The organism is Pseudomonas sp. ACN8, assembly GCF_002303925.1.
Classification (GTDB): domain Bacteria; phylum Pseudomonadota; class Gammaproteobacteria; order Pseudomonadales; family Pseudomonadaceae; genus Aquipseudomonas.
Genome location: NZ_MRCS01000003.1, coordinates 83,627 through 103,597 on the forward strand (window position 1 = coordinate 83,627; position 19,971 = coordinate 103,597).

19 protein-coding genes are annotated in these 19,971 nt (G+C 57.2%); 8 read left to right on the top strand and 11 right to left on the bottom strand.

What is annotated here, in order from left to right; translation table 11 throughout:
• Position 1: 1 nt before the first annotated feature.
• Positions 2 to 460 carry a metallophosphoesterase family protein gene (locus tag BSF44_RS02590; RefSeq protein WP_095942230.1) on the bottom strand — a complete coding sequence of 153 codons (459 nt, stop codon included), beginning with the start codon at positions 458 to 460 and terminating at the stop codon, positions 2 to 4.
• Positions 461 to 494: 34 nt separating this feature from the next.
• A complete protein-coding gene (locus tag BSF44_RS02595) occupies positions 495 to 1,412 on the bottom strand; it encodes a LysR family transcriptional regulator (protein ID WP_095942133.1) in 918 nt (305 codons plus the stop codon).
• A 196-nt stretch (positions 1,413 to 1,608) separates the two neighbouring features.
• On the opposite strand from BSF44_RS02595, the gene BSF44_RS02600 reads away from it, so the two are divergent.
• Together BSF44_RS02600 and BSF44_RS02605 are read left to right on the top strand one after the other, a co-directional pair.
• The gene (locus BSF44_RS02600) at positions 1,609 to 2,052 is read left to right on the top strand and encodes a DoxX family protein (RefSeq protein ID WP_095942134.1); all 444 of its coding nucleotides are present in this window, start codon (positions 1,609 to 1,611) and stop codon (positions 2,050 to 2,052) included.
• Positions 2,012 to 2,779 (top strand): NADP-dependent oxidoreductase, encoded by a 768-nt coding sequence (locus tag BSF44_RS02605; protein WP_256588945.1) that lies wholly within the window; start codon positions 2,012 to 2,014, stop codon positions 2,777 to 2,779. The genes BSF44_RS02600 and BSF44_RS02605 overlap by 41 nt, the downstream gene beginning before the upstream one ends.
• A gap of 78 nt (positions 2,780 to 2,857) precedes the next feature.
• Here BSF44_RS02605 and BSF44_RS02610 read toward each other — a convergent pair whose 3' ends face one another.
• The 3 genes from BSF44_RS02610 to BSF44_RS02620 form a co-directional block, all read right to left on the bottom strand.
• Positions 2,858 to 3,928, bottom strand: coding sequence for a low specificity L-threonine aldolase (locus tag BSF44_RS02610; protein WP_095942135.1), 1,071 nt, complete (start codon positions 3,926 to 3,928; stop codon positions 2,858 to 2,860).
• A gap of 102 nt (positions 3,929 to 4,030) precedes the next feature.
• Complete coding sequence (locus BSF44_RS02615; RefSeq protein WP_095942136.1) at positions 4,031 to 4,846, bottom strand: AraC family transcriptional regulator; 816 nt, start codon at positions 4,844 to 4,846, stop codon at positions 4,031 to 4,033.
• A 200-nt stretch (positions 4,847 to 5,046) separates the two neighbouring features.
• Complete coding sequence (locus BSF44_RS02620; protein ID WP_095942137.1) at positions 5,047 to 5,502, bottom strand: glycine zipper 2TM domain-containing protein; 456 nt, start codon at positions 5,500 to 5,502, stop codon at positions 5,047 to 5,049.
• Between the two features lie 252 nt (positions 5,503 to 5,754).
• On the opposite strand from BSF44_RS02620, the gene BSF44_RS02625 reads away from it, so the two are divergent.
• Positions 5,755 to 7,314, top strand: coding sequence for a sensor domain-containing diguanylate cyclase (locus tag BSF44_RS02625; RefSeq protein WP_172435298.1), 1,560 nt, complete (start codon positions 5,755 to 5,757; stop codon positions 7,312 to 7,314).
• Between the two features lie 113 nt (positions 7,315 to 7,427).
• Here BSF44_RS02625 and BSF44_RS02630 read toward each other — a convergent pair whose 3' ends face one another.
• A complete protein-coding gene (locus BSF44_RS02630) occupies positions 7,428 to 8,432 on the bottom strand; it encodes a LacI family DNA-binding transcriptional regulator (RefSeq protein ID WP_095942139.1) in 1,005 nt (334 codons plus the stop codon).
• A gap of 189 nt (positions 8,433 to 8,621) precedes the next feature.
• Here BSF44_RS02630 and BSF44_RS02635 point away from each other — a divergent pair, with 189 nt between their 5' ends.
• The 4 genes from BSF44_RS02635 to BSF44_RS02650 all read left to right on the top strand — a co-directional run bounded on the left by BSF44_RS02635 (position 8,622) and on the right by BSF44_RS02650 (position 13,076).
• Entirely contained in the window at positions 8,622 to 9,788 is a 1,167-nt protein-coding gene (locus tag BSF44_RS02635) for a Gfo/Idh/MocA family protein (protein ID WP_095942140.1), read from the top strand.
• A gap of 80 nt (positions 9,789 to 9,868) precedes the next feature.
• Entirely contained in the window at positions 9,869 to 10,888 is a 1,020-nt protein-coding gene (locus tag BSF44_RS02640) for a sugar phosphate isomerase/epimerase (RefSeq protein WP_256588951.1), read from the top strand.
• A gap of 56 nt (positions 10,889 to 10,944) precedes the next feature.
• On the top strand, positions 10,945 to 12,216 hold the full coding sequence (locus BSF44_RS02645) for a nucleoside permease (RefSeq protein ID WP_095942142.1): 1,272 nt from the start codon (positions 10,945 to 10,947) through the stop codon (positions 12,214 to 12,216).
• Positions 12,217 to 12,419: 203 nt separating this feature from the next.
• A complete protein-coding gene (locus BSF44_RS02650) occupies positions 12,420 to 13,076 on the top strand; it encodes a dTMP kinase (protein WP_095942143.1) in 657 nt (218 codons plus the stop codon).
• Between the two features lie 202 nt (positions 13,077 to 13,278).
• Here BSF44_RS02650 and BSF44_RS02655 read toward each other — a convergent pair whose 3' ends face one another.
• The 3 genes from BSF44_RS02655 to BSF44_RS02665 all read right to left on the bottom strand — a co-directional run bounded on the left by BSF44_RS02655 (position 13,279) and on the right by BSF44_RS02665 (position 15,875).
• Complete coding sequence (locus BSF44_RS02655) at positions 13,279 to 13,626, bottom strand: hypothetical protein (protein WP_224789994.1); 348 nt, start codon at positions 13,624 to 13,626, stop codon at positions 13,279 to 13,281.
• A 331-nt stretch (positions 13,627 to 13,957) separates the two neighbouring features.
• On the bottom strand, positions 13,958 to 14,884 hold the full coding sequence (locus BSF44_RS02660) for a glyoxylate/hydroxypyruvate reductase A (RefSeq protein ID WP_095942144.1): 927 nt from the start codon (positions 14,882 to 14,884) through the stop codon (positions 13,958 to 13,960).
• A 10-nt stretch (positions 14,885 to 14,894) separates the two neighbouring features.
• The gene (locus BSF44_RS02665; protein WP_095942145.1) at positions 14,895 to 15,875 is read right to left on the bottom strand and encodes an isopenicillin N synthase family oxygenase; all 981 of its coding nucleotides are present in this window, start codon (positions 15,873 to 15,875) and stop codon (positions 14,895 to 14,897) included.
• Between the two features lie 191 nt (positions 15,876 to 16,066).
• Between BSF44_RS02665 and BSF44_RS02670 the strand changes: the two genes are divergently transcribed.
• Positions 16,067 to 18,103, top strand: coding sequence for an NADH:flavin oxidoreductase (locus tag BSF44_RS02670; protein ID WP_095942146.1), 2,037 nt, complete (start codon positions 16,067 to 16,069; stop codon positions 18,101 to 18,103).
• 105 nt (positions 18,104 to 18,208) lie between these two features.
• Here BSF44_RS02670 and BSF44_RS02675 read toward each other — a convergent pair whose 3' ends face one another.
• Together BSF44_RS02675 and BSF44_RS02680 are read right to left on the bottom strand one after the other, a co-directional pair.
• Positions 18,209 to 18,985 carry a pyrroline-5-carboxylate reductase gene (locus BSF44_RS02675; RefSeq protein WP_095942147.1) on the bottom strand — a complete coding sequence of 259 codons (777 nt, stop codon included), beginning with the start codon at positions 18,983 to 18,985 and terminating at the stop codon, positions 18,209 to 18,211.
• Positions 18,975 to 19,682: a TetR/AcrR family transcriptional regulator gene (locus BSF44_RS02680; protein ID WP_095942148.1), complete on the bottom strand. Its 708-nt coding sequence runs from the start codon at positions 19,680 to 19,682 to the stop codon at positions 18,975 to 18,977. The genes BSF44_RS02675 and BSF44_RS02680 overlap by 11 nt, the downstream gene beginning before the upstream one ends.
• Positions 19,683 to 19,971: the final 289 nt, after the last annotated feature.

Here is a 19,971-nt window from a genome sequence, read left to right on the forward strand (position 1 = left end):
ATCAGTCGAGCAGCGACACCAGCCGCGGTTCGATTGACTGGGCAACCACTTCCAGCACCGCCAGAGTGACAGGCAATTTGAAACGTCGGCGCCCGGCGCTGCCTGGATTCAGGAACAGCCGTTCACCGCGCCAGTCGATGCAGGGTTTGTGCGAGTGACCGGTGATCACCAGCTTGATCCCGTCATCAAGATTGAGCGCCACGTCGGCGATGTCATGCACCAGCAGAACCGCCCAGCCATTGAGCTCCAGGCGCAGACAATCGGGTAACTCCCTGGCCCAGGTGGCGTCCAGGTCATTGTTGCCACGCACCGCATCCACCGGCGCGATTGCGGCCAATTGTTCGAGGATCATCGCGCTGCCGATGTCGCCCGCGTGAAGGATGCGATCACAGCCTTGCAGGGCGGCAATGGCCTCGGGGCGGAGCAAGCCGTGAGTGTCGGAAATGACGCCGATTTTCATCGCGGGCGGCTCGAGCGGCATTCTGTTTCCAGGTTCAAAGGGATGTCTCCTGAGCGGAGCTTTGTTGACCGAAGCGCTCAATCAACCACCTCGCAGCCGGCCCCGGCGGCAAATCCGTGCGGTAGATCACGTCGAAGGGGTAAATTCCGCTTTTGTATTCCGGTATGTTCAACTGAACGAGTCGGCCGCTCTCCAGGTCTTCCCGGACCATCGGGGCTGGCATGTTCCCCCAACCGATGCCTTCACGCAGCAGCATGTGTTTGGCGCCAAGGTCCGCCAGGCGCCAGGTGCGGTTGCTGAGCACGGCGAAATCCTTGTCCTTGGTCAAAAGCGAGCGATCGGACAGCACCAGTTGCGTGTGCTCTCGCCCGGCACCCGGAACATTCGCGTCGTTTGAAGCCAGCGGATGATTCGGGGCCGCCACGGGAATCAACTCGACACTGCCGACCCCCATTCTCTCGATACCGTCGATGCCCTCGTTCATGGGGCCGCTGACACCGATGATCGCACCACGGTTGACCACACGCTCAGTGACGGCGCCGAGGGCTTCCATGTGCAAGTGCAGGGCAACGGTCGGAAACTCTTCGCGAAAGGATTTGAGTGCGTCGACCACACGCTCGGGGGGCAGCATGACATCGAGCACCACGTGCACTTCGGCTTCGAGCCCCTGAAGCAGGCCCTTCACTTTGGCACGTAGTCCATGAACCCCGTTGGCGATGGTCCGGGCTTCGGCCAGTACGGTGCGACCGGCATCGGTGAGCTGGGGTTTACGGGTTGTCTGGCGGTCGAACAGCGACACACCGAGCTGCATTTCCAGGTTGGCGATCGAGTAGCTGACAACCGAAGTGGCGCGGTGCAGTTTTCGGGCGGCCGCCGCGAAACTGCCGACTTCCACGACCGTCAGGAACACTCGCAGTTGGTCCAGTGTCGGTGTTCCCGGGTCAGAGATCATGCCTGTTTCCTTGATCCAGACGTCGCTCGGAAAATTGCACGATTGATTTCTCCTTACCGGTTGAGCGGGTGTGCTTTTCTAATAAATCGAACTTAATGATCTAAATTAGTCAGCTATTCAGATTAGCTGATGCAGCGCAACATTTCCTCACTAAGGCGGTTCCTGTTGAATCGCACCCAACTGAAGGAAATACCCCATGACGAATTCTGCAAACATCGCTCAAACAACCACGTCTGAACAGAGCCGCTCCGACGTCACCCAAGCCTCGGCCTCGTTGATCGGCCGCGTACTGCTCAGCGCAATCTTCATCCTTTCCGGTTTTTCGAAACTCGCCGCTCCGGCAATGATGGTCGGCTACATCGGTTCGGTCGGGCTTCCGTTTCCTCAACTGGCACTGGCGGTGGCGATCATTGTAGAGATCGGCGGTGGCCTGGCACTGATTGCCGGATACCGCACCCGCACGGTCGCCGCCGTACTGGCCGTGTTCAGCGTGTTCACTGCGCTGGCGTTCCATAACGCACTGGGCGATCAGAACCAGTTCATCCACTTCTTCAAGAACATCGCCATGGCCGGTGGCCTGTTGCAGGTCGTGGCCTTCGGTGCCGGTCGCTTCAGCCTCGACGCCCGCCGTGGGCGTTGAGGTGGCCGGCACCGTGGTCGCGCTGGGCAAGGGCGTCACTGAACTCAACATCGGCGATGAAGTGTTCGGCTTCATCAACATCGTCGGCGGTTACGCGACCAAAGCCGTTGCCCAGGTTTCCAAACTGGCGTTCAAACCAAAATCACTCAGTGCCTTGCAGGCTGGCGCTGTCCCGGCAACGGCCCTGACGGCCTGGCAGGCGCTGATCGAACACGCTGGCGTGCAACGTCGCCAGAAAGTGTTGATCCATGCCGCGGCCGGTGGCGTGGGCAGCATGGCCGTGCAGATTGCCAAGTACCTGGGCGCTGAAGTCTACGCAACGGCCTCGGCACATCATCATGCCTACCTGAAGAAAATCGGAGCGGACTACACCATCGACTACACCACCCAGGCTTTCGAGGAACTGGCATCCGGCCTCGATGTGGTACTGGATCTGGTGGGTGGCGAAACACAAACCCGTTCGTTTGCGGTACTGAAAAAGCACGGTGTACTGGTATCGCCGGTGAGTGCCCCAAACATGTCGCTGGCCAATGACTACGGCGTAACCCCCGTGAACTTCGCCACCCGCTCGGATGGCCGGCAGCTTTCGCTCATCGCCGAACTGTTCGATAAGGGACACCTCACGGTCAATGTAGAGACTTACCCCTTGAGCGAGGCGAAAGTCGCGATCGAGAAAAGCATGGGTCGTCACTTACGAGGCAGGCTTGTTCTCGATACCGCGAAGTAAGTGGTTGCCAGTGGTAGTTCCTGGAGTTGGGCGTCGATACTGGAGACGCCCACCAATCCCAGTGCTGGGTGGCGAGTGTTACTCGCGTTCCCGATCTATAGCTTGCCTCACCTGGTTCAACAGGTGATCGACATCCTCGGCGGTGGTGGCGAACGAGGTGACAAAGCGAACGACGTTCGGTCCCCAACGATCGTGATAGAACCCGAAGCCGGCCTTTAGCAGCGCATCGATCATTGCCGAGTCCAGCCGACAGAACAGGATGTTCGCCTCGGTACCGCCGAGCACCTCAACGCCGCTCAGGCCAGCAAGCCCTTGCGCCAGGCGCTGGGCGGCAGCGTTGGCCTTGCATGCGTTGCGCAGCCAGAGATCGTCGGTCAGGTACGCATCGATCTGCGCCGACAGAAATCGCATCTTGGAAGACAGATGGCCTGCGCGCTTGCGCCGATAACTCATCTCGGCGGCCAGGGAGGTGTTGAACAGGACGATGGCTTCCGCCGCCAGCACGCCGTTCTTGGTGGCACCGAACGACAGGGCATCCACGCCGGCCTTCCATGTCATCTCCGCCGGGGAGCAGCCAAGCGACACCAGGGCGTTGGCAAAACGCGACCCATCCATATGCAATCCCAGGGAAGAGGACTTGCAGACGTCACCAATGGCTGCGATTTCATCCAGGGTGTAGATGCTGCCGACTTCGGTGGCCTGGGTGATGCTGACGCAGGCGGGTTGAGTCGTGTGCACGTCGCCGACTTTGTCGCGAGTGCGCTCGCGCAGTCGAACGATATCCAGTTTGGCCGCCGGGCCGTCGACGGTCATCAGCTTGGCACCGTTGGAAAAGAACTCCGGCGCGCCGCATTCATCGTTGTTGATATGGCTGGCCGGATGGCAGTAGATGTTGCCCCAGGGTGGCGTCATCGCGCTCAGGCACAGGGCGTTGGCGGCGGTGCCGGTGGGCACGAGAAAGACCTCCACGTCGCGTTCGAAAATCTCGCAGAACTTGCGCCGGACCTGTGCCGTCAACTCGTCGGTGCCATAGGGGCTCGCCTGGCCCGTGCTGTGTTTGACGAGGGCTTGTACCACCTCCGGTGATGCGCCGGCAATGTTGTCACTTGAAAAACCCAGCGCGGGCGGTCTGTTTGTTTCACCGTTCATCTTCCAGTTCTCGGCTGCGCAGGCGAAGGTGTTTCGCCCGGATTGGCGCATCCTATGGAGAGGGAAGGTTGTTGCGCTTGTAAAAAATTGACGGCCGACGGACTAAGTCCTGTAACGCGATGGCGCGACGCCGAATGCCTGCCGAAAGGCACGGTTGAAATGGCTTTGATCGTAGAAGCCGACGGCGTGGGCGACATCGATGATCGGTTGCTCGCTGCCAGACAGCAGGCCACAGGCCCGTTCGAGACGCAATCGAAGCAGCCAGGCGTGTGGCGTCATGCCGATGGTCCGCTTGAACTGCTTGAGGAAGGGGAAGCGGCCCAGCCCGCACAGGCCAGCGAGATCATCGAGGGTGATTCGCTGATCAATGTGGCTGAAACAATAGTCCCTGACGCGAGACCATTGCAGCGGCGATAGCGTCCCTGTCACCGTTTCGGGCCTGATCGCCCGTGACTGGTTCAACAGGTGTTCAAGCAGGGTGAACCATTGCGTCTGCACCGCAAGGGTGCCGGGGCCGACGACCTGCTGCATCGCTTCGTGAAACCCCCGCAGGTTACCGACAAGCCCGGTGTCTTCGAGCAGCACACCGGCCAATTCAAGCTCTTTCGGTTGACCGCTGATCTCCTCGGTCAGGCTCGCGACCAGCGCCTGGGACAGACGGAATGTCTTGAGCGTATAAGCGCCGCCGCCCTCGGACACGCCATCGTGGATTTCGCCCGGAGGCATCAGGGCAACATTTCCCGGACCCAAAAGAAACGACTCGCCCTTCGAACGATGACGCTGGATGCCTTCGGTGACAAAACCGATGTGGAAGTCGAGGTGGTAATGGCGATCGAAGCCGACATTCGCAAAACGTGCGGACCCCAGCACCAGGCCTGGTACTTCGGGCACGTGATGGTAATTGGCATGCTCAGTCATGAAACCCGTTCAATAATCGGCGAGGAGGGCAGGGAGCACAAAGTTTAGGTCCACAGGACACATAGATCCAAGGGTTGCCAGCAACTGGCATGAGTTCGTGCATGACTCATTGAGTGTCAACCGAACTTGCTCGACATGATGATGTTGCGCAGCAAGTGACTACGGCCACTTGTCCGCTGCGCAACATCCTGTAGCCGCCCCTAGCCTTGTGGCACCACCCGCGCTTCGTTTCCGGCACCCTCGACATACACGTTCATGCCTTTTCTCAGCGCCGGATTGATCGGCTGGGTCACCTGAACCAGTACGCCGCTCTGGGTGCGAACGATGATCTGCTGTGCGTCCACGGGCTGATCATATTTTTTCTTTTCGACGTAGTTGCCGCCTGCCGCACCCGCGAGGGCACCGGCGACCATCGCCACATCCCGGCCGGTGCCCCCGCCGATCAGGCTACCCAGGGCCAGACCGCCAATACCGCCCATTATGGCACCGACACCGCTATCGTGATTGGTCTGCATCTGGGTCTGTGTAATCTGCTCGATTTTCCCCGAGCGAATTTCCATCTCGCCAGCGCCCCCGCTCCCGGCACCCACCGCGGCACAGCCGCCAAGCACCAGACCAAAAAGCGTAATCGTCAGCCAGGAAGCGATTGTTTTCATCGTCGAACTCCATTTTCAGAGGAAGTGGATCATGCAATTGCATCCAATGACGTTAGACGAAAATGGAGAATCGGTGCGATTCAAGTGGGCTCTACGTCTACCGCGAGGTTTAGTGAGATAATGGCAGCGTAAGACTTCGGACTTCCCTTTTTCTGCATGGATTGCACCTCGTTTGAAAACCATAGCCTTTGCCTTCGCTTTACTTATTCCCATCGGCACCCTGCACGCACTGCGCATTGAGAAACCCGAATGATGTTTACCAAGCGACGCAGTTCGCTGGTGGGGTTCATTCTTTTGGCGGTCGGACTGGTTGGTTTTTCGACCCTGCTACTGCTTACATCCGAGACGGAACGCCGGGAAACGCGTTTTTCAGAATACGTACAGAACATCTCTGGCATCGTGCGCAACCAGCTGGATACCAATGAAGCGGTATTGGCGGGTTTTTCAGCATTTCTCCAGGCCGTCGACCAGAGCGATACGGAAGCAGCCGTTCGTTATGCTGCAGCGGTTTTATCCGCGTACCCTCATATTTACATGCTCGAGGCGGCGAGGGCGGTACCCATTGCCGAGCAGACTGCATTTGAAGAGCTGTTGAGACGCACCTGGCGCCCGGACTTTGCACTCAAGGATTTCCCGAGCCTCGCTCGGCAACCCGCCCAGCATCAGGTCCATCTCAATGAGACCTGGCCCGTGCTGTTCATGTACCCGCCACTCCCGGAGTCCAGTTCAATCTATGGTGTCAGGCTGGAAACCGTTGGGCATCTTTCATCTGCACTGGCTCGAGCCCGTAGTCACCAGAAACCCGTCGTATCACCCGTTTTCTCGATGTTCGAAGGTGGTAATGCCTACATTCTTATGCAGTCTGTCCGTCGAACCGAGGACGCAAGAGAGAGCACGCGCCCCAATTTTTTCGGCAGCACGATGTTGTCCTTACTGTTGATCAGAACGGACTCGTTATTGGAAGCCGTGAACGATGCGAACGTTGATCCTTTCGTCCATATCAGCGCTGTTCTGAAAACCGGTGCCGGTTCAGAAAACAACGTGTTTTCTACGGACACAGAACAGGCTGGTTTCCTGGATCAACTTTTCCTGCCGCGCCTGACCGATCGGGTCGACATTAAAAACGCTTCACAACCCATGACGTTGCTGTTTGAGCGTCAGCTGCGGTTTGGGGATGTTCTGACTGCCGAAACGTTGGTGATCCTTGCCGTGTTGGCCGGGGCGCTTGTCCTCATGCCGCTTGTGTTGATTCGGCATTTCAAGGCGATAGAAAGGGCTGAAGTCGAGCACGAACGAGCAACGTACCTGGCAACCCATGACGTACTCACAGAATTGCCCAACCGCTACCTCTTTGCCGATCGTTTTGAGCAGGCCATCGACAGCTGGAAAATGGATGGGACACAGTTTGCCGTGTTGTTGATCGACCTGGATCACTTCAAGGAAATCAACGACGAATGCGGCCATGAAGTCGGCGATCAAGTGCTTCAAACAGTCGCAAGTCGCATGCTTCAGGCAACTCGCTCGCGTGACACCGTCGCACGCTATGGCGGGGATGAATTTGTCATTCTGCTTACGGACATTACCAGCGCTGAGAGTGCTGAAAAAAAGGCGGGGAGGTTGTTTGAAGCCATCGCGCAGCCAGTCATGACAACCGCTGGAGAACGATCGCTCTCGTGCAGTATCGGGGTTTCGCTATTTCCTGTTCACGGCCAGAGTCTCGACACGTTGCTCAAGGCGGCGGATCAGTCCATGTATGGCGTCAAGCAATTGGGTCGCAAAGGCATTGCAATGACGGAAACGCTAGAGGCCTGATCTCTTCAGCCCAGGAACAAGTGCGATGATCGTCCGCCCGGCAACGCCTGACGATCTGTCGGTTCTGCTGGATTGCGTTTGCCTGATCAGAAAATCTCCTGAAATGGATGTGGTCAGCGCTCGTTGACCACAGCTGTGCTATTGCGCAACGTCAACTCAAACGGCAATACCACATGACGCTGTGCAATCGGTTTCTTCTCAATCAGAGAGATCAGCATATCGACGGCTTTCTGGCCGAAGACTTCGGCGGGTTGCGCGATGGTCGTCAGAGGCGGATCGCAGTACGCCGCGAAGGGGATGTCGTCGAAACCCACCAATGAAATATCCTCCGGTACCCGCAAGCCCTGTTGCTTGATTCGCTTCAACGCACCGATGGCCATTTCATCGTTTTCGCAAAACAGCGCGGTGGGACGATCAGACAGCTCCAGCATCGCTGCAGCACCGTCATGACCCGCCTTCAAACTGAAATCACCGTGGCAGATCAGGGCGGGATCGGACGCGATGCCGGCTTGGCGCAATGCATCCTGATAGCCGGCCACACGGTCGCGGGTCAGCGGGCTGCTTTTCGGGCCTTTGATCAGACCGATCCGCCGGTGGCCCAGTTCGATCAGATGCTCGGTCATGGCCTTGGCGGCCGCGCGGTTATCGAGGCTGATCGTCGGATGGCGGCCGCCTTGAATCACCTCACAGGCGTTGACGATAGGTGGTAGCTCAGCGCTGGGGAAGGGGGCTTCAAAAGGGTCGTAGGCGCGCAACTGAATCACGCCGTCGGCCTGATGGGCGTACACCAGCTCGGCGAATTCCCGTTCTACTTCCTCGCGGCCCTGGGTGTCGCACAGCAGCAGTCGGTACCCGGCGGCCTGGGCAGCCTGTTGGGCACCGCTGATCACCCGGGCGAAAAAGGTATTGGCGATGGTCGGCACCAGAATCACCAGATTGCCGGTTCTGCGCGAGCGAAACTGCACCGCCATCAGGTTCGGTCGATAACCGGCCTTTTCCACGGCGGCGTTGACCTTGTCCCGAGTGTCGGGGAGCACGCGCTCAGGCGACTTCAGTGTTCTGGATACTGTGGCCACCGAGACGCCGGCAAGCCGGGCTACTTCACGGATATTGGACAAGACCACCTCATTATCGAACTGTGTGGTTGGCGAGCTTAGCGCAGGTCGGCCGAGCCCTGAAATGTTCGTGGATTTTAATCCGGGTATTTGACACCTCGCACAACTGCGCCTAAATTCTCGCCATGATGTAACCGGTTACATCGTGGTGAAAGATAAGCCTGACACCGCCTCAAACAGAGAAAAGTCGCGATGAATGTTCCAGTGCCAAAAATAAGAATGGGGTTTGTCGGTGGCGGCGAGGGCGCCTTCATTGGCAAAGCCCATCGTCAGGCCGCCGCGCTCGACAGTCGTTTTGAACTGGTGTGCGGTGCGTTTAGCCGAGACGCCCGCAACAACCAGGACACAGGTGCGGCGCAGGGATTGCCCGCTTCGCGCTGCTACAGCGACTGGCAGCACATGCTCGATGCCGAGCACGCGCTACCCGCCGATCGGCGAATGGAACTGCTCGTCATCGTCACCCCTAATCACCTGCATGCCCCGATTGCCGCTCAGGCGCTGAGCGCAGGGTTTCATGTGTTCAGCGAGAAACCCGCGGCGCTGAATCTGTCTGAGCTGTTACCCCTCAAAAAGCTGCTGGAGAGTAGCGACCGCCTCTATGGATTGGCCCACACCTACCTCGGTTATCCGATGGTCTGGCAGGCTCGGGAAATGGTTCGCGACGGTGTGATCGGCACGGTGCGCAAGGTCATCGTCGAGTATCCCCAGGGCTGGTTGAGTCAGGATGTGGCCGGGCAGGGCAACAAGCAGGCGGGCTGGCGCGATCAACCCGAACAGTCAGGGTTGGGAGGCTGCATTGGCGATATCGGTACCCATGCCTTTTCATTGGCCGAATTCGTGGCAGACCAACCCATCAAGCACCTGTGTGCGATGTTGAATACGCACCTTGCAAGCCGGCAACTGGACGACGACGCCGCGATGCTGTTCAAGATGGCCGACGGCGCGAGCGGTGTATTGATCGCCAGCCAGGTCTGCGCTGGCGAAGAGAACCCGTTGAAGATCCGCGTCTACGGTGACAAGGGCGGGCTGGAATGGCGTCAGGAAGACCCGTCGAGCCTGATTCATCGCTCTATTGATCAACCCTTGCGCATCCTGCGTTCGGGTGTCGGTCAACCCTGGTTGTGCGAAGCCGCGACCCGACGCATGCGTCTGCCCGCCGGACATCCCGAAGGCTATCTGGAGGCCATGGCCAACCTCTACGGCGACTTCGCCAGCGCAATCCGCAGCAACGTCGAAGGCAACGATGCCCCCGGCGTACCAGGCATCGAAGTTGGACTGCGCGGCATGGCGTTCATCGAAGCCGTGATCGCCAACCATCGTGGAGACACCAAGTGGACCGAACTGGTCTGCCATCCGTGAACCCGGAGAATCCCCCCGTGAACCCTACGCCCCAACCCCCGACAGGCTTGCGCGGGCCAGGTATTTTCCTGGCGCAGTTCATGTCCGCTGAAGCGCCATTCGATACACTGGCCAATATTGCTCGTTGGGCGGCGTCCCAAGGGTACAAGGCCATTCAGTTACCCACGTCGGGCACGCAATACATCGACCTGGCGCGCGCCGCCGACAGTCAGGACTATTGCGACGAATTGAAAGCCATCTGTGCTCAAGCGGGCGTTGAAATCAGTGAGCTGTCGACGCACTTGCAAGGCCAACTGGTAGCGGTGCATCCGGCGTTCGATGCCTTGTTCGATGACTTTGCCCCGGCGCACTTACGTGGTCAGCCGCAGGCGCGGACCGAATGGGCCATCGACCAATTGAAGCTGGCGGCCCGCGCCAGTCAGCGGTTGGGGTTGAAGGCCCATGCGACCTTTTCCGGCGCGCTGCTCTGGCCGTATCTCTACCCTTGGCCGCAGCGGCCGAGCGGTTTGGTCGAACAGGGTTTTGCAGAATTGGCCAAGCGCTGGTTGCCGATCCTCGAGTGTTTCGAAGAGGCCGGCGTCGACCTGTGCTACGAGATCCACCCCGGCGAAGACCTGCACGACGGCGCCTCGTTCGAGCGTTTTCTAGAGGCTGTCGACCATCATCCACGCGCCGCCATTCTGTATGACCCGAGTCATCTGCTGCTCCAGCAAATGGACTACCTGGGTTTCATCGATCGCTACCACGACCGCATCCGCATGTTCCACGTCAAGGACGCCGAGTTCCGGCCCGATGCCCGCTCGGGTGTCTACGGCGGGTATCAGGCATGGGTCGATCGACCGGGCCGCTTCCGTTCTCTGGGCGATGGCCAGATCGACTTCAAATCGATCTTCAGCAAACTGACGCAATACGACTTTGCCGGTTGGGCCGTGCTGGAGTGGGAGTGTTGTTTGAAGGATTCGGCACAGGGTGCCGCGCAAGGAGCGGCGTTCATTGAGCAGCACATGATCACCAAGACACAAAAGGCGTTTGACGACTTCGCCAGCGTGACGTCCGACGAAGGTTTCAATCGTCGACTGCTGGGTTTACCCGATGCCTGAATAAAACGTTGCTCGTTCCTCTCTCCAAAAAGAAAAACAATAAGACGGTGATTGTTATGACCATGATGACCGCGCGATTAAGCGCCATGATGTTCCTGCAGTTCTTTATCTGGGGCGGATGGTTCGTCACCCTCGGTACATTCCTCGCCAGTAATCTGGGCGCCAGCGGCGGGCAGATCGGCATGGCATTCTCGACACAATCCTGGGGCGCGATCATCGCGCCGTTTGTGATCGGTTTGATCGCCGACCGTATCTTCAATGCCGAGCGCATCCTCGCCGTGCTGCACCTGGTGGGCGCTGTGTTGCTATATCAGCTTTATCGAGCGCCAGATTTCAGCACGTTCTATCCGTTCGTACTGGCCTACATGATGACCTACATGCCGACCCTGGCATTGGTCAATTCGGTCGCGTTCCGGCAGATGAGCGACCCGGCCCTGGAATTTTCCCGTATTCGCGTGTGGGGCACCCTCGGTTGGATTGTGGCCGGTGTGGTCATCAGCTTTGTGTTTGCGTGGGACTCTCAAGTCGCAATTTCATCAGGCGGATTACGCAATACCTTTCTGATGTCGGCGGTTGCTTCTCTGGTTCTGGGCCTTTACAGCTTCACCTTGCCGCGCACCGCACCCCTGAAGCCAGCGTCGGGCAGCGGTGGCTTCAAGCAAATGCTTGGGCTGGACACCTTGGGCTTGCTCAAAGACCGCAGCTACCTGGTATTCTTCATCGCCTCCATTTTGATCTGCATTCCGTTGGCGTTTTATTACCAGAATGCCAATCCGTTTCTGGCGGACATCGGCATGACCAACCCCACGGCGAAAATGGCCATCGGTCAGGTCTCGGAAGTGCTGTTCATGCTGCTCCTGCCGCTGTTCATTCAGCGCTTCGGCATCAAAATCGCGCTTTTGGTGGGGATGCTGGCGTGGGCCTTGCGCTACCTGTTGTTCGCCTACGGAAACAATGGTGACTTGGCCTTTATGCTGTTCACCGGCATCGCCCTGCACGGCATCTGCTACGACTTCTTCTTCGTTTCGGGCCAGATCTACACCGATGCCAAAGCCTCGGAACACTTCAGAAGCTCTGCCCAAGGCCTGATTACCCTGGCGACCTATGGTCTGGGCATGCTGATCGGCTTCTGGGTCGCCGGGCAAGTGACCGATCACTACGCGTTGGCGGACAGCCATGACTGGAAAAGCATCTGGTTGTTTCCGACAGGTTTTGCCTTAGCGATTTTTTTCTGTTTTTCGCTGGCGTTCAAGGGACAGAACGTTGAGACGCCAGGTACTTCGCGCGCAGACGGACGAACCAGTAGGGTGCCGCTGCACAAACCCTAGCGTCTCGGAATGTTCGTTCTGAGTATAAAAAACTGACTGGTGAGGGCAGGGGAGAGAGCTGTTGGATGTGGCGATAGCTCATGAGATAGTGCTCGACGTACTCGTCTCTCACGCTGATCCGCTGCAAATCTCCCATTGTTGGCCGCCAGTTATCACGGCCGACCAGATGGAAAAAAAACCGTATATCAATCGTTATGTGAAGAATGAATCGTCCGCTGTTTGTTTCTCTAGATGGGCCCAAGGGCGCCGGCAAAACCACACTGTTGGAGGCCGTTACGAAAGTACTGAGGGCAGACAACAAAAAGGTGATCCGACTTTGCGAGCAAAAAAGCGATCCCTATAGGGGTGAAACAATGGCCCTCGTGAACAAACTCGTGAGAAATCCCACCCGGGATTTGGAGTTGGAGGTTTGTGAGCGCTTTGCCGATAGCCGTACCTGGATTTCCCGGCACGTGCTGGCTAAACAGCCACCAGACAGCATCATCTTGATCGATCGCTGGTACCCGTCTGATGCCGCGTTTCGCCGGATAGTCCCGTTTGCAGAGATTCTACAGTTGAACATTGATCGAAACGTGCGAGTGCCAGACCTGCATGTCGGGGTTGTCACCACGCCTGAAATTTCATGGGCCAGGGCCGCGGCACGACGGCGTGGGCTGAGCAGTACCGTGATCCATAAGCTGGAAGAACATGTCGCTTGTACCAAGGCGTTCGAGCGAGCGATTGCAGATCAAGGCTGGGTTTTATGCCGTAATGAAGGAACGATCGAAGACGCAACGATGCAGGTGGTTTCTGAGATCTATAGAGTCCTTCGATGCCCCGTAGGCGAAGTTCGCTGCGCCGGTCTTGTCGCCTTAGGGTAGCCGGCTGATGTTTTGTAACGCTTCGGGAAAGGGCATTCCTTTTTTATCGAAAGCCACAATTTTTTGAGAATGTGGACCTCTGAACGTGAAGCGGGGATCTGCCTCAATACACGATTTAACATAATATACATTATGCGTAACGTCCAATACGGATGTGGGAGCATCTGGTGGCCAGATTTGAAGCACGCCCAGGCCTCGATCACTACCGGGTCGGAAAATTTCCGCTGCTCGACTCATACCGATACCGGCTGTTGGTGAACACGTCGCGGAATCTCTCAAAGGAACCTTCCTGGCTGTCCAGGGCCAAGCTGCTCCGAATCGCTTCGAGCATCGCATGGAACAACGTCAACAGATCGTGCTTATCAGGAGTTTTACGGCTGGCTTTGTCGGCGCTTTGCAGATGCTGGTGAGCTTCGGCCAACGCTACGGCGTCGAGTTTGTAGGTCTCGCCGGATGTACCTTGATGCTGGTACGGAAATAAAGCTCTTGAGCAGGATTTCCATGCCAATCGCCGCATTGACCTGGACAACGTGCGGTAGGTTTTGCGCATTCAGAACCTCAGCGGCTTTCAGGTAATTGTGAGCGCGTTGAAGCATCCAGCTAGGAAAATGATCCATTGCATACTCCTTTGAATGGCCGCCGTGGATGGCTGGAGCCATTTATTTACGGGGCTTGTTATCGATTACACCTGTGCTTTGAAGATATCGCACATATTTGGAAGATAGCGAATAAGGATGAGTTACCTCTGGATCATCTGGTCAACTCCCCTCCTTCATTAATAACCAGAAATTATAACTAAACTAAACAACCATTTAGTTGAGCTAAGTTATAGGTCAGTATCGATGGTATTCGACTGGAGCTTCCACTCTTCCTCTTCCTAACTAATAGCCTTTAGACCGATCAACCACATTCAACAGAGGCATTCCTTCACGCTCTCTTCGAAGATTCTCAACTATCACTGCCACACCACCTTCAATCTGCACATCGCTTGCAACATGAGGGGTCAGGAGCACTCGAGGGTGTTTCCAAAGTGGGTTGTCTTGAGAAGGAGGCTCTTGTACCAGTACATCCAGTACGGCTCCTCCCAAACGGCCTTCATCCAACGCGGAAAGCAAAGCCGTTTCTATAACGTGGGCGCCACGTCCCACGTTAATCAGTCCAGCTCCATGAGGCAGGCAATCGAGCCTCGCGGCATTGAGTATTCCGTCTGTTTCGGGGGTCAGTGGCAACATGTTCACTAGGATGTCGCACTGCCCTAAAAACGCCTCCAGTTCGTCCGGGCCGACGTAACAGTGACCACCGGGCACTTCCTTCAAAGAGCGATTCCAGCCACTGAGCTGAAATCCCAATGGCTGAAGGCGATCAAGCGCGGCGCGTCCGAGATTGCCAACCCCCATGACACCAACACGCCGCTGTGAAGCATGCACGATTGGTCGAGGTTGCCAGCGACCACTGCGCTGATCCACTTGGTAAGCGAGGATGTCTCGATGCAAGGCAAGAACACCAAACAGAACATACTCGGCCATAATGTCAGCCATCGAGCTATCTACCAGCCGTATCAGCGACACGTTAGCAGGCAAACGAGCCAGATCGAACTGATCAACTCCAGCCCCGGCAGCGTAGAGGAGTCGAAGATTACCAAACTGCTCCGCAATGTCGGCAAGAGGCACCCAAGCCAGGATGTAGTGCACCTCTGCCGGGTTACCGATATCAGGCCATTGGCGGAACTCTAGTTCGGGGGCGAGCGTTGACAGGCAATCTCGCCATTTCTGCGCATCGGCGGGGTCGGCCATATACAGGATGCACATAGAAAACGCCCTATTCGACTTTCAGATGCGCATAGCTATCAACGAAACGCTTAAATTTGTGTTTACCACAAGTGTACGCTTCATACTTCGCGGGTAGAGCCTCACTCACGCAGGTTGGCACAGGCTCAACAACCGCATCGAAGTCCAAATCAATAAAGAAAGGAATTGAATAGCGCTCTAGACCGCTCGTATTGATGACGCGATGCATTGTCGAGGTGTAGCGATCGTTGGTGAGGGTTTGAACCAGATCACCAATGTTGACGATAAAAGTGCCTTCAACGGGTGGGGCAGTAACCCACTCCCCTGCTCGGTTCTTGACTTGTAAACCGCCAACTGTGTCTTGAGACAGGACTGTCAGGAAGCCGTAATCCGTGTGTGCACCAATACCGATCTCTTCCAGGGAGACCTTTCCTGTCTGAGGCGGATAACGCAAAACGCGCTGAATAGTGATGGGCTTGCGTTGGCGTTGTTCAAAATAATTGTGCGGCAAATCCAGACTCAGCGCGATGCCGCCGATGAGCGTTCTCGCAAGCGCCAATACAGCTGAATGATAAGCCTCGGCAACCGTTTCGAATTGCGGCAGTCCGGACGGCATTTGATTAGGGCCAAAAAACGGAGAAACTTCATCGTAATGGGCGCCGTAATCAAAGCACTCTTTGAAGTCGCGCGTATTGGCAGGATCTACGTTTTCCGCATACATCGGGATGTAACCACGTAGCGTTAGCCCGGAGTTCACGATATTAAGTGTGTTCTTCTCTTCGGATGGAAGCTTGAAAAAAAGTTTGGTGAGCCTGTACATCTCGTCTATCAGTTGCTGCGAAACGCCATGGTTTTTTATATAAAAAAAACCCACCTTTTCACACGCTTCGCCTATCTGGCTTGCCACCCGCAGCGGATTTTCGCCGTTTATGAGTGGCGAAATATCTATGACCGGGATTTCAGTGAAGGCAGTTTGTTTGCTGGCCAAACGAATATCAAATAACTCAGTCACGCTTCTCTCCTTCTAAATGGATGACAGACGCGGACGAGCTACATTCGTCCTTGTTTGGGCGGATGTTAATCCTGGTTTTTTCGGCACGCAAGCAAAATGTACACCTGTGTCATCGATCGTTGACACAGGTGTACATTTATCCTAATTTTAAGTCACCGAGCCTGATGAAGCCCACTTTGGAGCGCACCACGATGTCCAGCGATCCCTTGCTGCAACCTTATAAAATCAAGAATCTGACCCTCAGAAACCGGATCATGACCACCTCCCATGAACCGGCCTACCCTGTGGACGGCATGCCCAAGGATCTCTATCGCGCCTACCACGTGGAGCGCGCCAAAGCCGGTGTCGCCCTGACCATGACTGCCGGTTCCGCTGCCGTATCCCGAGACAGCCCGCCGGTGTTCAACAATGTGCTCGCCTACAAGGACGAAGTAGTTGGTTGGTTGAAGGACCTGACCGATGAATGCCACGAACATGGCGCGGCAGTGATGATCCAGTTGACTCACCTGGGCCGTCGCACTCGCTGGGACAAGGCCGACTGGTTACCGGTGGTGTCGCCGTCACACCGTCGCGAGGCGTCGCACCGCTCCTTCCCGAAGAAAATGGAGGAATGGGACATCGAGCGGATCATCAAGGACTATGTAGACGCCGCGGAACGCATGAAGGCGGCAGGTCTCGATGGCCTGGAGCTTCAGGCTTACGGGCATTTGATGGACCAGTTCTGGTCGCCGTTGACCAATGATCTCGACGGCCCTTACGGCGGGTCGCTGGAAAACCGCATGCGCTTTACCTTCGACATCCTGCGTGGCATCCGCCAGCGTGTAGGCGAAGATTTTCTGCTGGGCGTTCGTTACACCGGTGATGAAGAACTGCCTGGCGGCTTCACTGCCAGCGAGGGCATGCAGGTTTCTCACATGCTCAAGGACAGCGGACTGGTCGACTTCCTGAACGTCGTGCGCGGTCACATCGATACGGATGCAGGGCTGACCGATGTCATCCCGATTCAGGGTATGCGCAACTCGCCCCATCTCGATTTCGCTGGCGAGATCCGCTCGTCGACAGGCTTTCCGACCTTCCACGCGGCGAAGATTCCCGATGTCGCCACCGCGCGCTACGCGATCGCCTCGGGCAAAGTGGACATGGTGGGCATGACCCGCGCGCACATGACCGATCCGCACATCGTGCGCAAAATCATCGAGAAGCGCGAAGAAGACATTCGCCCCTGCGTGGGCGCCAACTATTGCCTGGATCGCATCTACCAGGGCGGCGCGGCCTACTGCATCCACAATGCAGCGACGGGGCGGGAAACCACCATGCCTCATGACATTCCCAAAGCCGCCGTCAAGCGCAAGGTGCTCGTGGTCGGTACCGGCCCTGCCGGGCTGGAAGCGGCGCGGGTCGCCGGTGAGCGCGGTCATGACGTGACGGTGCTTGAGGCCGCTGACCAACCCGGTGGGCAAATTCGTCTGACCGCGCTGAGCGAGCGTCGTCGCGAGATGATCAGCATCATTGATTGGCGGATGGCGCAATGCGAACGGCTGGGGGTGAAGTTTCACTTCAATACCTGGGCCGAAGCCGACACTGTGCAAGCCTTCGAGCCTGACGTGGTTATCGTCGCGACCGGCGGCCTGCCGGATACCGAGGTGCTCAGCAAAGGCAACGAACTCGTGGTTTCAACCTGGGACATCATTTCCGGCGACATCAAGCCCGGTCGCAACGTACTGATCTTCGACGATGCAGGGGATCATGCAGCCCTGCAGGCCGCCGAGGTCATCGCGCAAAGCGGTGCGAGAGTCGAAATCGTCACCCCTGATCGCTCGTTCGCACCTGAAGTCATGGCCATGAACCTGGTGCCCTACATGCGCAGCCTGCAGGATCTGGACGTCACCTTCACCGTGACCTACCGGGTCGATACCGTGGAAAAACGTGATGGCGGGCTCGTTGCAACCTTTGGCAGCGATTACGGACAGGTTCACAAGCAGCGCGTGGTCGATCAGGTGGTCGTCAACCACGGCACCCTTCCGCTGGACGATTTGTACTTCGACCTGCGTCCTCTCTCCACCAATGGCGGCGCAGTAGAGCAGCATGACCTGATCGCCGGCACGGCACAGAACATCGTCACCCATCCCGAAGGACGCTTCCAGCTGTTCCGGATCGGCGACGCCGTGTCTGCTCGCAACACCCACGCGGCCATCTACGACGCTTTGCGCCTGGTGAAAGAAATCTGAATCCCTGGCACGTCTGGCGCGGTCAAGGGCCGCACGGAGCGTCCCATGACGCCTTCTGCAGTGAAGGCCCTTCAGCGGGCCTTCACTGTATATCCCCTGCCCCGGCTACATTCCCCGCCGCGCAACCTCAGCGCCTGCATTGACTGCCCGCCCCACAATGGATTCGATATCCTGATCGGCCATCGACTGCAGCGCTGCTGCCGTCACACCACGGTAAGCCATCAACGACTCAATCATTTGCCGCGGATCGCGGCTGGCAAGCATCTGGCCGCCCCCCACCACCACGCCTTGTGCAGCGCGCTGGGCGATGGCAAGGGGAATTCCCGCAGCCACCGCCTGATTAGTCAGTGCCATTTGCAACATTGCCGGAAAGGCCGGCCCAGTCCCGGACAGCGCGCTGAGGTAATCGATACAGTCTTCATCAGGCACTTCGTCCGCTGAACCCACGCACTCGAACAGTCGTTGCACCCACTGGCGATCGCGTTCAACAAGGTTTCCGGTACAGTGCCAGGGCGTGAACGACTGCCTGATGTCCACGGCCGCATTCGGCATGGCCCGCACCACTGCATCCGCACCGGTGGCCGCGCTGATGGTTGCCGCCGGAACTCCGGCCATCAGGGAAATCACCAGCTTGCCGCGAACGTTGATCCGCAGTTCACGAAACTGCTCCGGCCGAATGGACAGCACGACAATATCGCTGAGGTCCACCAACTGCTGGTTGTCGGCCTGCAGTCTCACGCCTGGCTCGAAGGTACTGACGCCGGAGCGGTTCGAGATCAGCAAACGGTCAGGCCCGATGAACCCGCTATCGAGCAGCGCCTGGGCGATAGCGCGGCCGAGCCAGCCGGTGCCCCCGATGATGCCCAGAGTTCTATTCTCCATCGGCAGTCGACTCCTCGAATGTATCGACCAAGGGAACGAAAACGCCAGGCTCTTTTTCCGCGTAGCCGAACTTTCCATAAAAGCGGTCCAGCTCGCGCCGCTTGGGTACTTTGCCGGTAAACACACTCACGTACTGAGGAATCCGTCGAAATCGTACGACGATATCTTCATTGGTTTTCATGGAGATGTAGCCGATCTGCGTGAGGTAGATCGTCCTGGCCCGAACATCGGCCCCCTCGCCGTCGTAGCCAAACCGTCGAAACATCGCGGCCAGGGCATTCATCCGGGTTTCATCGGCCAGAGCGATTTCAGCAGTGACCTCGTCCGATTGCAGCGCCCAACTGCGCACGGCAAATTCGAACTGCGAGTCGAACAGTTCAGGGTTCACCCAGCATTCGAAGACATTTAGAATCGCTTCGGAAATACTTTCTGCGTAACTCTCGCATTGGCTGACCATACCGCCGGTGTTCTTGTCCCGCCATCGAGCCAGGAGTGCCGCGAGCAGCTGTTCGCGATCTTCATAGAACCAGTAAAAGCTGGTACGGGACAAATTCAAGCGTTTGGCCAGCGGCATCACCCGCACAGCATCCACACCCGACTCTTTAAGAGCATCGTAGGCGGCGTCCAGCCAAACATCGACGGAGCCTCGCCAGCCGGCATCCTGCGCTTTGGTTTTCGCCCTTCCTGTCTGTGACATTCGGGTGCACCTTTATTTGAAAATTCTTCGCCACTGTACACCTCAGGATCCGTGGCGTACACGGCATGTACAGGGGCGTACATTTTCGAGACGATCAATCGCCAAATCAATTGAGCACGTCATCAATGATCCGAATCAATTAACTTTTTGAAAAAGTGCGGACACTTTTATCAAGACTTCGCGGACACCAGAAAAAACTATCGAGTCAAAAATTTCAGGATAACGCCACGTTATCTTTGGCCCTGTAAAAAAGTTATTGGACGCTGCATTCCATTGAAATTAAATAATG

Coding starts and splice junctions, on each gene's coding strand:
- BSF44_RS02590 (WP_095942230.1), bottom strand. CDS start 460: ATGAAAATCGGCGTCATTTCCGACACTCACGGCTTGCTCCGCCCCGAG.
- BSF44_RS02595 (WP_095942133.1), bottom strand. CDS start 1,412: ATGATCTCTGACCCGGGAACACCGACACTGGACCAACTGCGAGTGTTC.
- BSF44_RS02600 (WP_095942134.1), top strand. CDS start 1,609: ATGACGAATTCTGCAAACATCGCTCAAACAACCACGTCTGAACAGAGC.
- BSF44_RS02610 (WP_095942135.1), bottom strand. CDS start 3,928: ATGAACGGTGAAACAAACAGACCGCCCGCGCTGGGTTTTTCAAGTGAC.
- BSF44_RS02615 (WP_095942136.1), bottom strand. CDS start 4,846: ATGACTGAGCATGCCAATTACCATCACGTGCCCGAAGTACCAGGCCTG.
- BSF44_RS02620 (WP_095942137.1), bottom strand. CDS start 5,502: ATGAAAACAATCGCTTCCTGGCTGACGATTACGCTTTTTGGTCTGGTG.
- BSF44_RS02625 (WP_172435298.1), top strand. CDS start 5,755: ATGTTTACCAAGCGACGCAGTTCGCTGGTGGGGTTCATTCTTTTGGCG.
- BSF44_RS02635 (WP_095942140.1), top strand. CDS start 8,622: ATGAATGTTCCAGTGCCAAAAATAAGAATGGGGTTTGTCGGTGGCGGC.
- BSF44_RS02640 (WP_256588951.1), top strand. CDS start 9,869: ATGTCCGCTGAAGCGCCATTCGATACACTGGCCAATATTGCTCGTTGG.
- BSF44_RS02645 (WP_095942142.1), top strand. CDS start 10,945: ATGACCATGATGACCGCGCGATTAAGCGCCATGATGTTCCTGCAGTTC.
- BSF44_RS02650 (WP_095942143.1), top strand. CDS start 12,420: ATGAATCGTCCGCTGTTTGTTTCTCTAGATGGGCCCAAGGGCGCCGGC.
- BSF44_RS02655 (WP_224789994.1), bottom strand. CDS start 13,626: ATGCGCAAAACCTACCGCACGTTGTCCAGGTCAATGCGGCGATTGGCA.
- BSF44_RS02660 (WP_095942144.1), bottom strand. CDS start 14,884: ATGTGCATCCTGTATATGGCCGACCCCGCCGATGCGCAGAAATGGCGA.
- BSF44_RS02670 (WP_095942146.1), top strand. CDS start 16,067: ATGTCCAGCGATCCCTTGCTGCAACCTTATAAAATCAAGAATCTGACC.
- BSF44_RS02675 (WP_095942147.1), bottom strand. CDS start 18,985: ATGGAGAATAGAACTCTGGGCATCATCGGGGGCACCGGCTGGCTCGGC.
- BSF44_RS02680 (WP_095942148.1), bottom strand. CDS start 19,682: ATGTCACAGACAGGAAGGGCGAAAACCAAAGCGCAGGATGCCGGCTGG.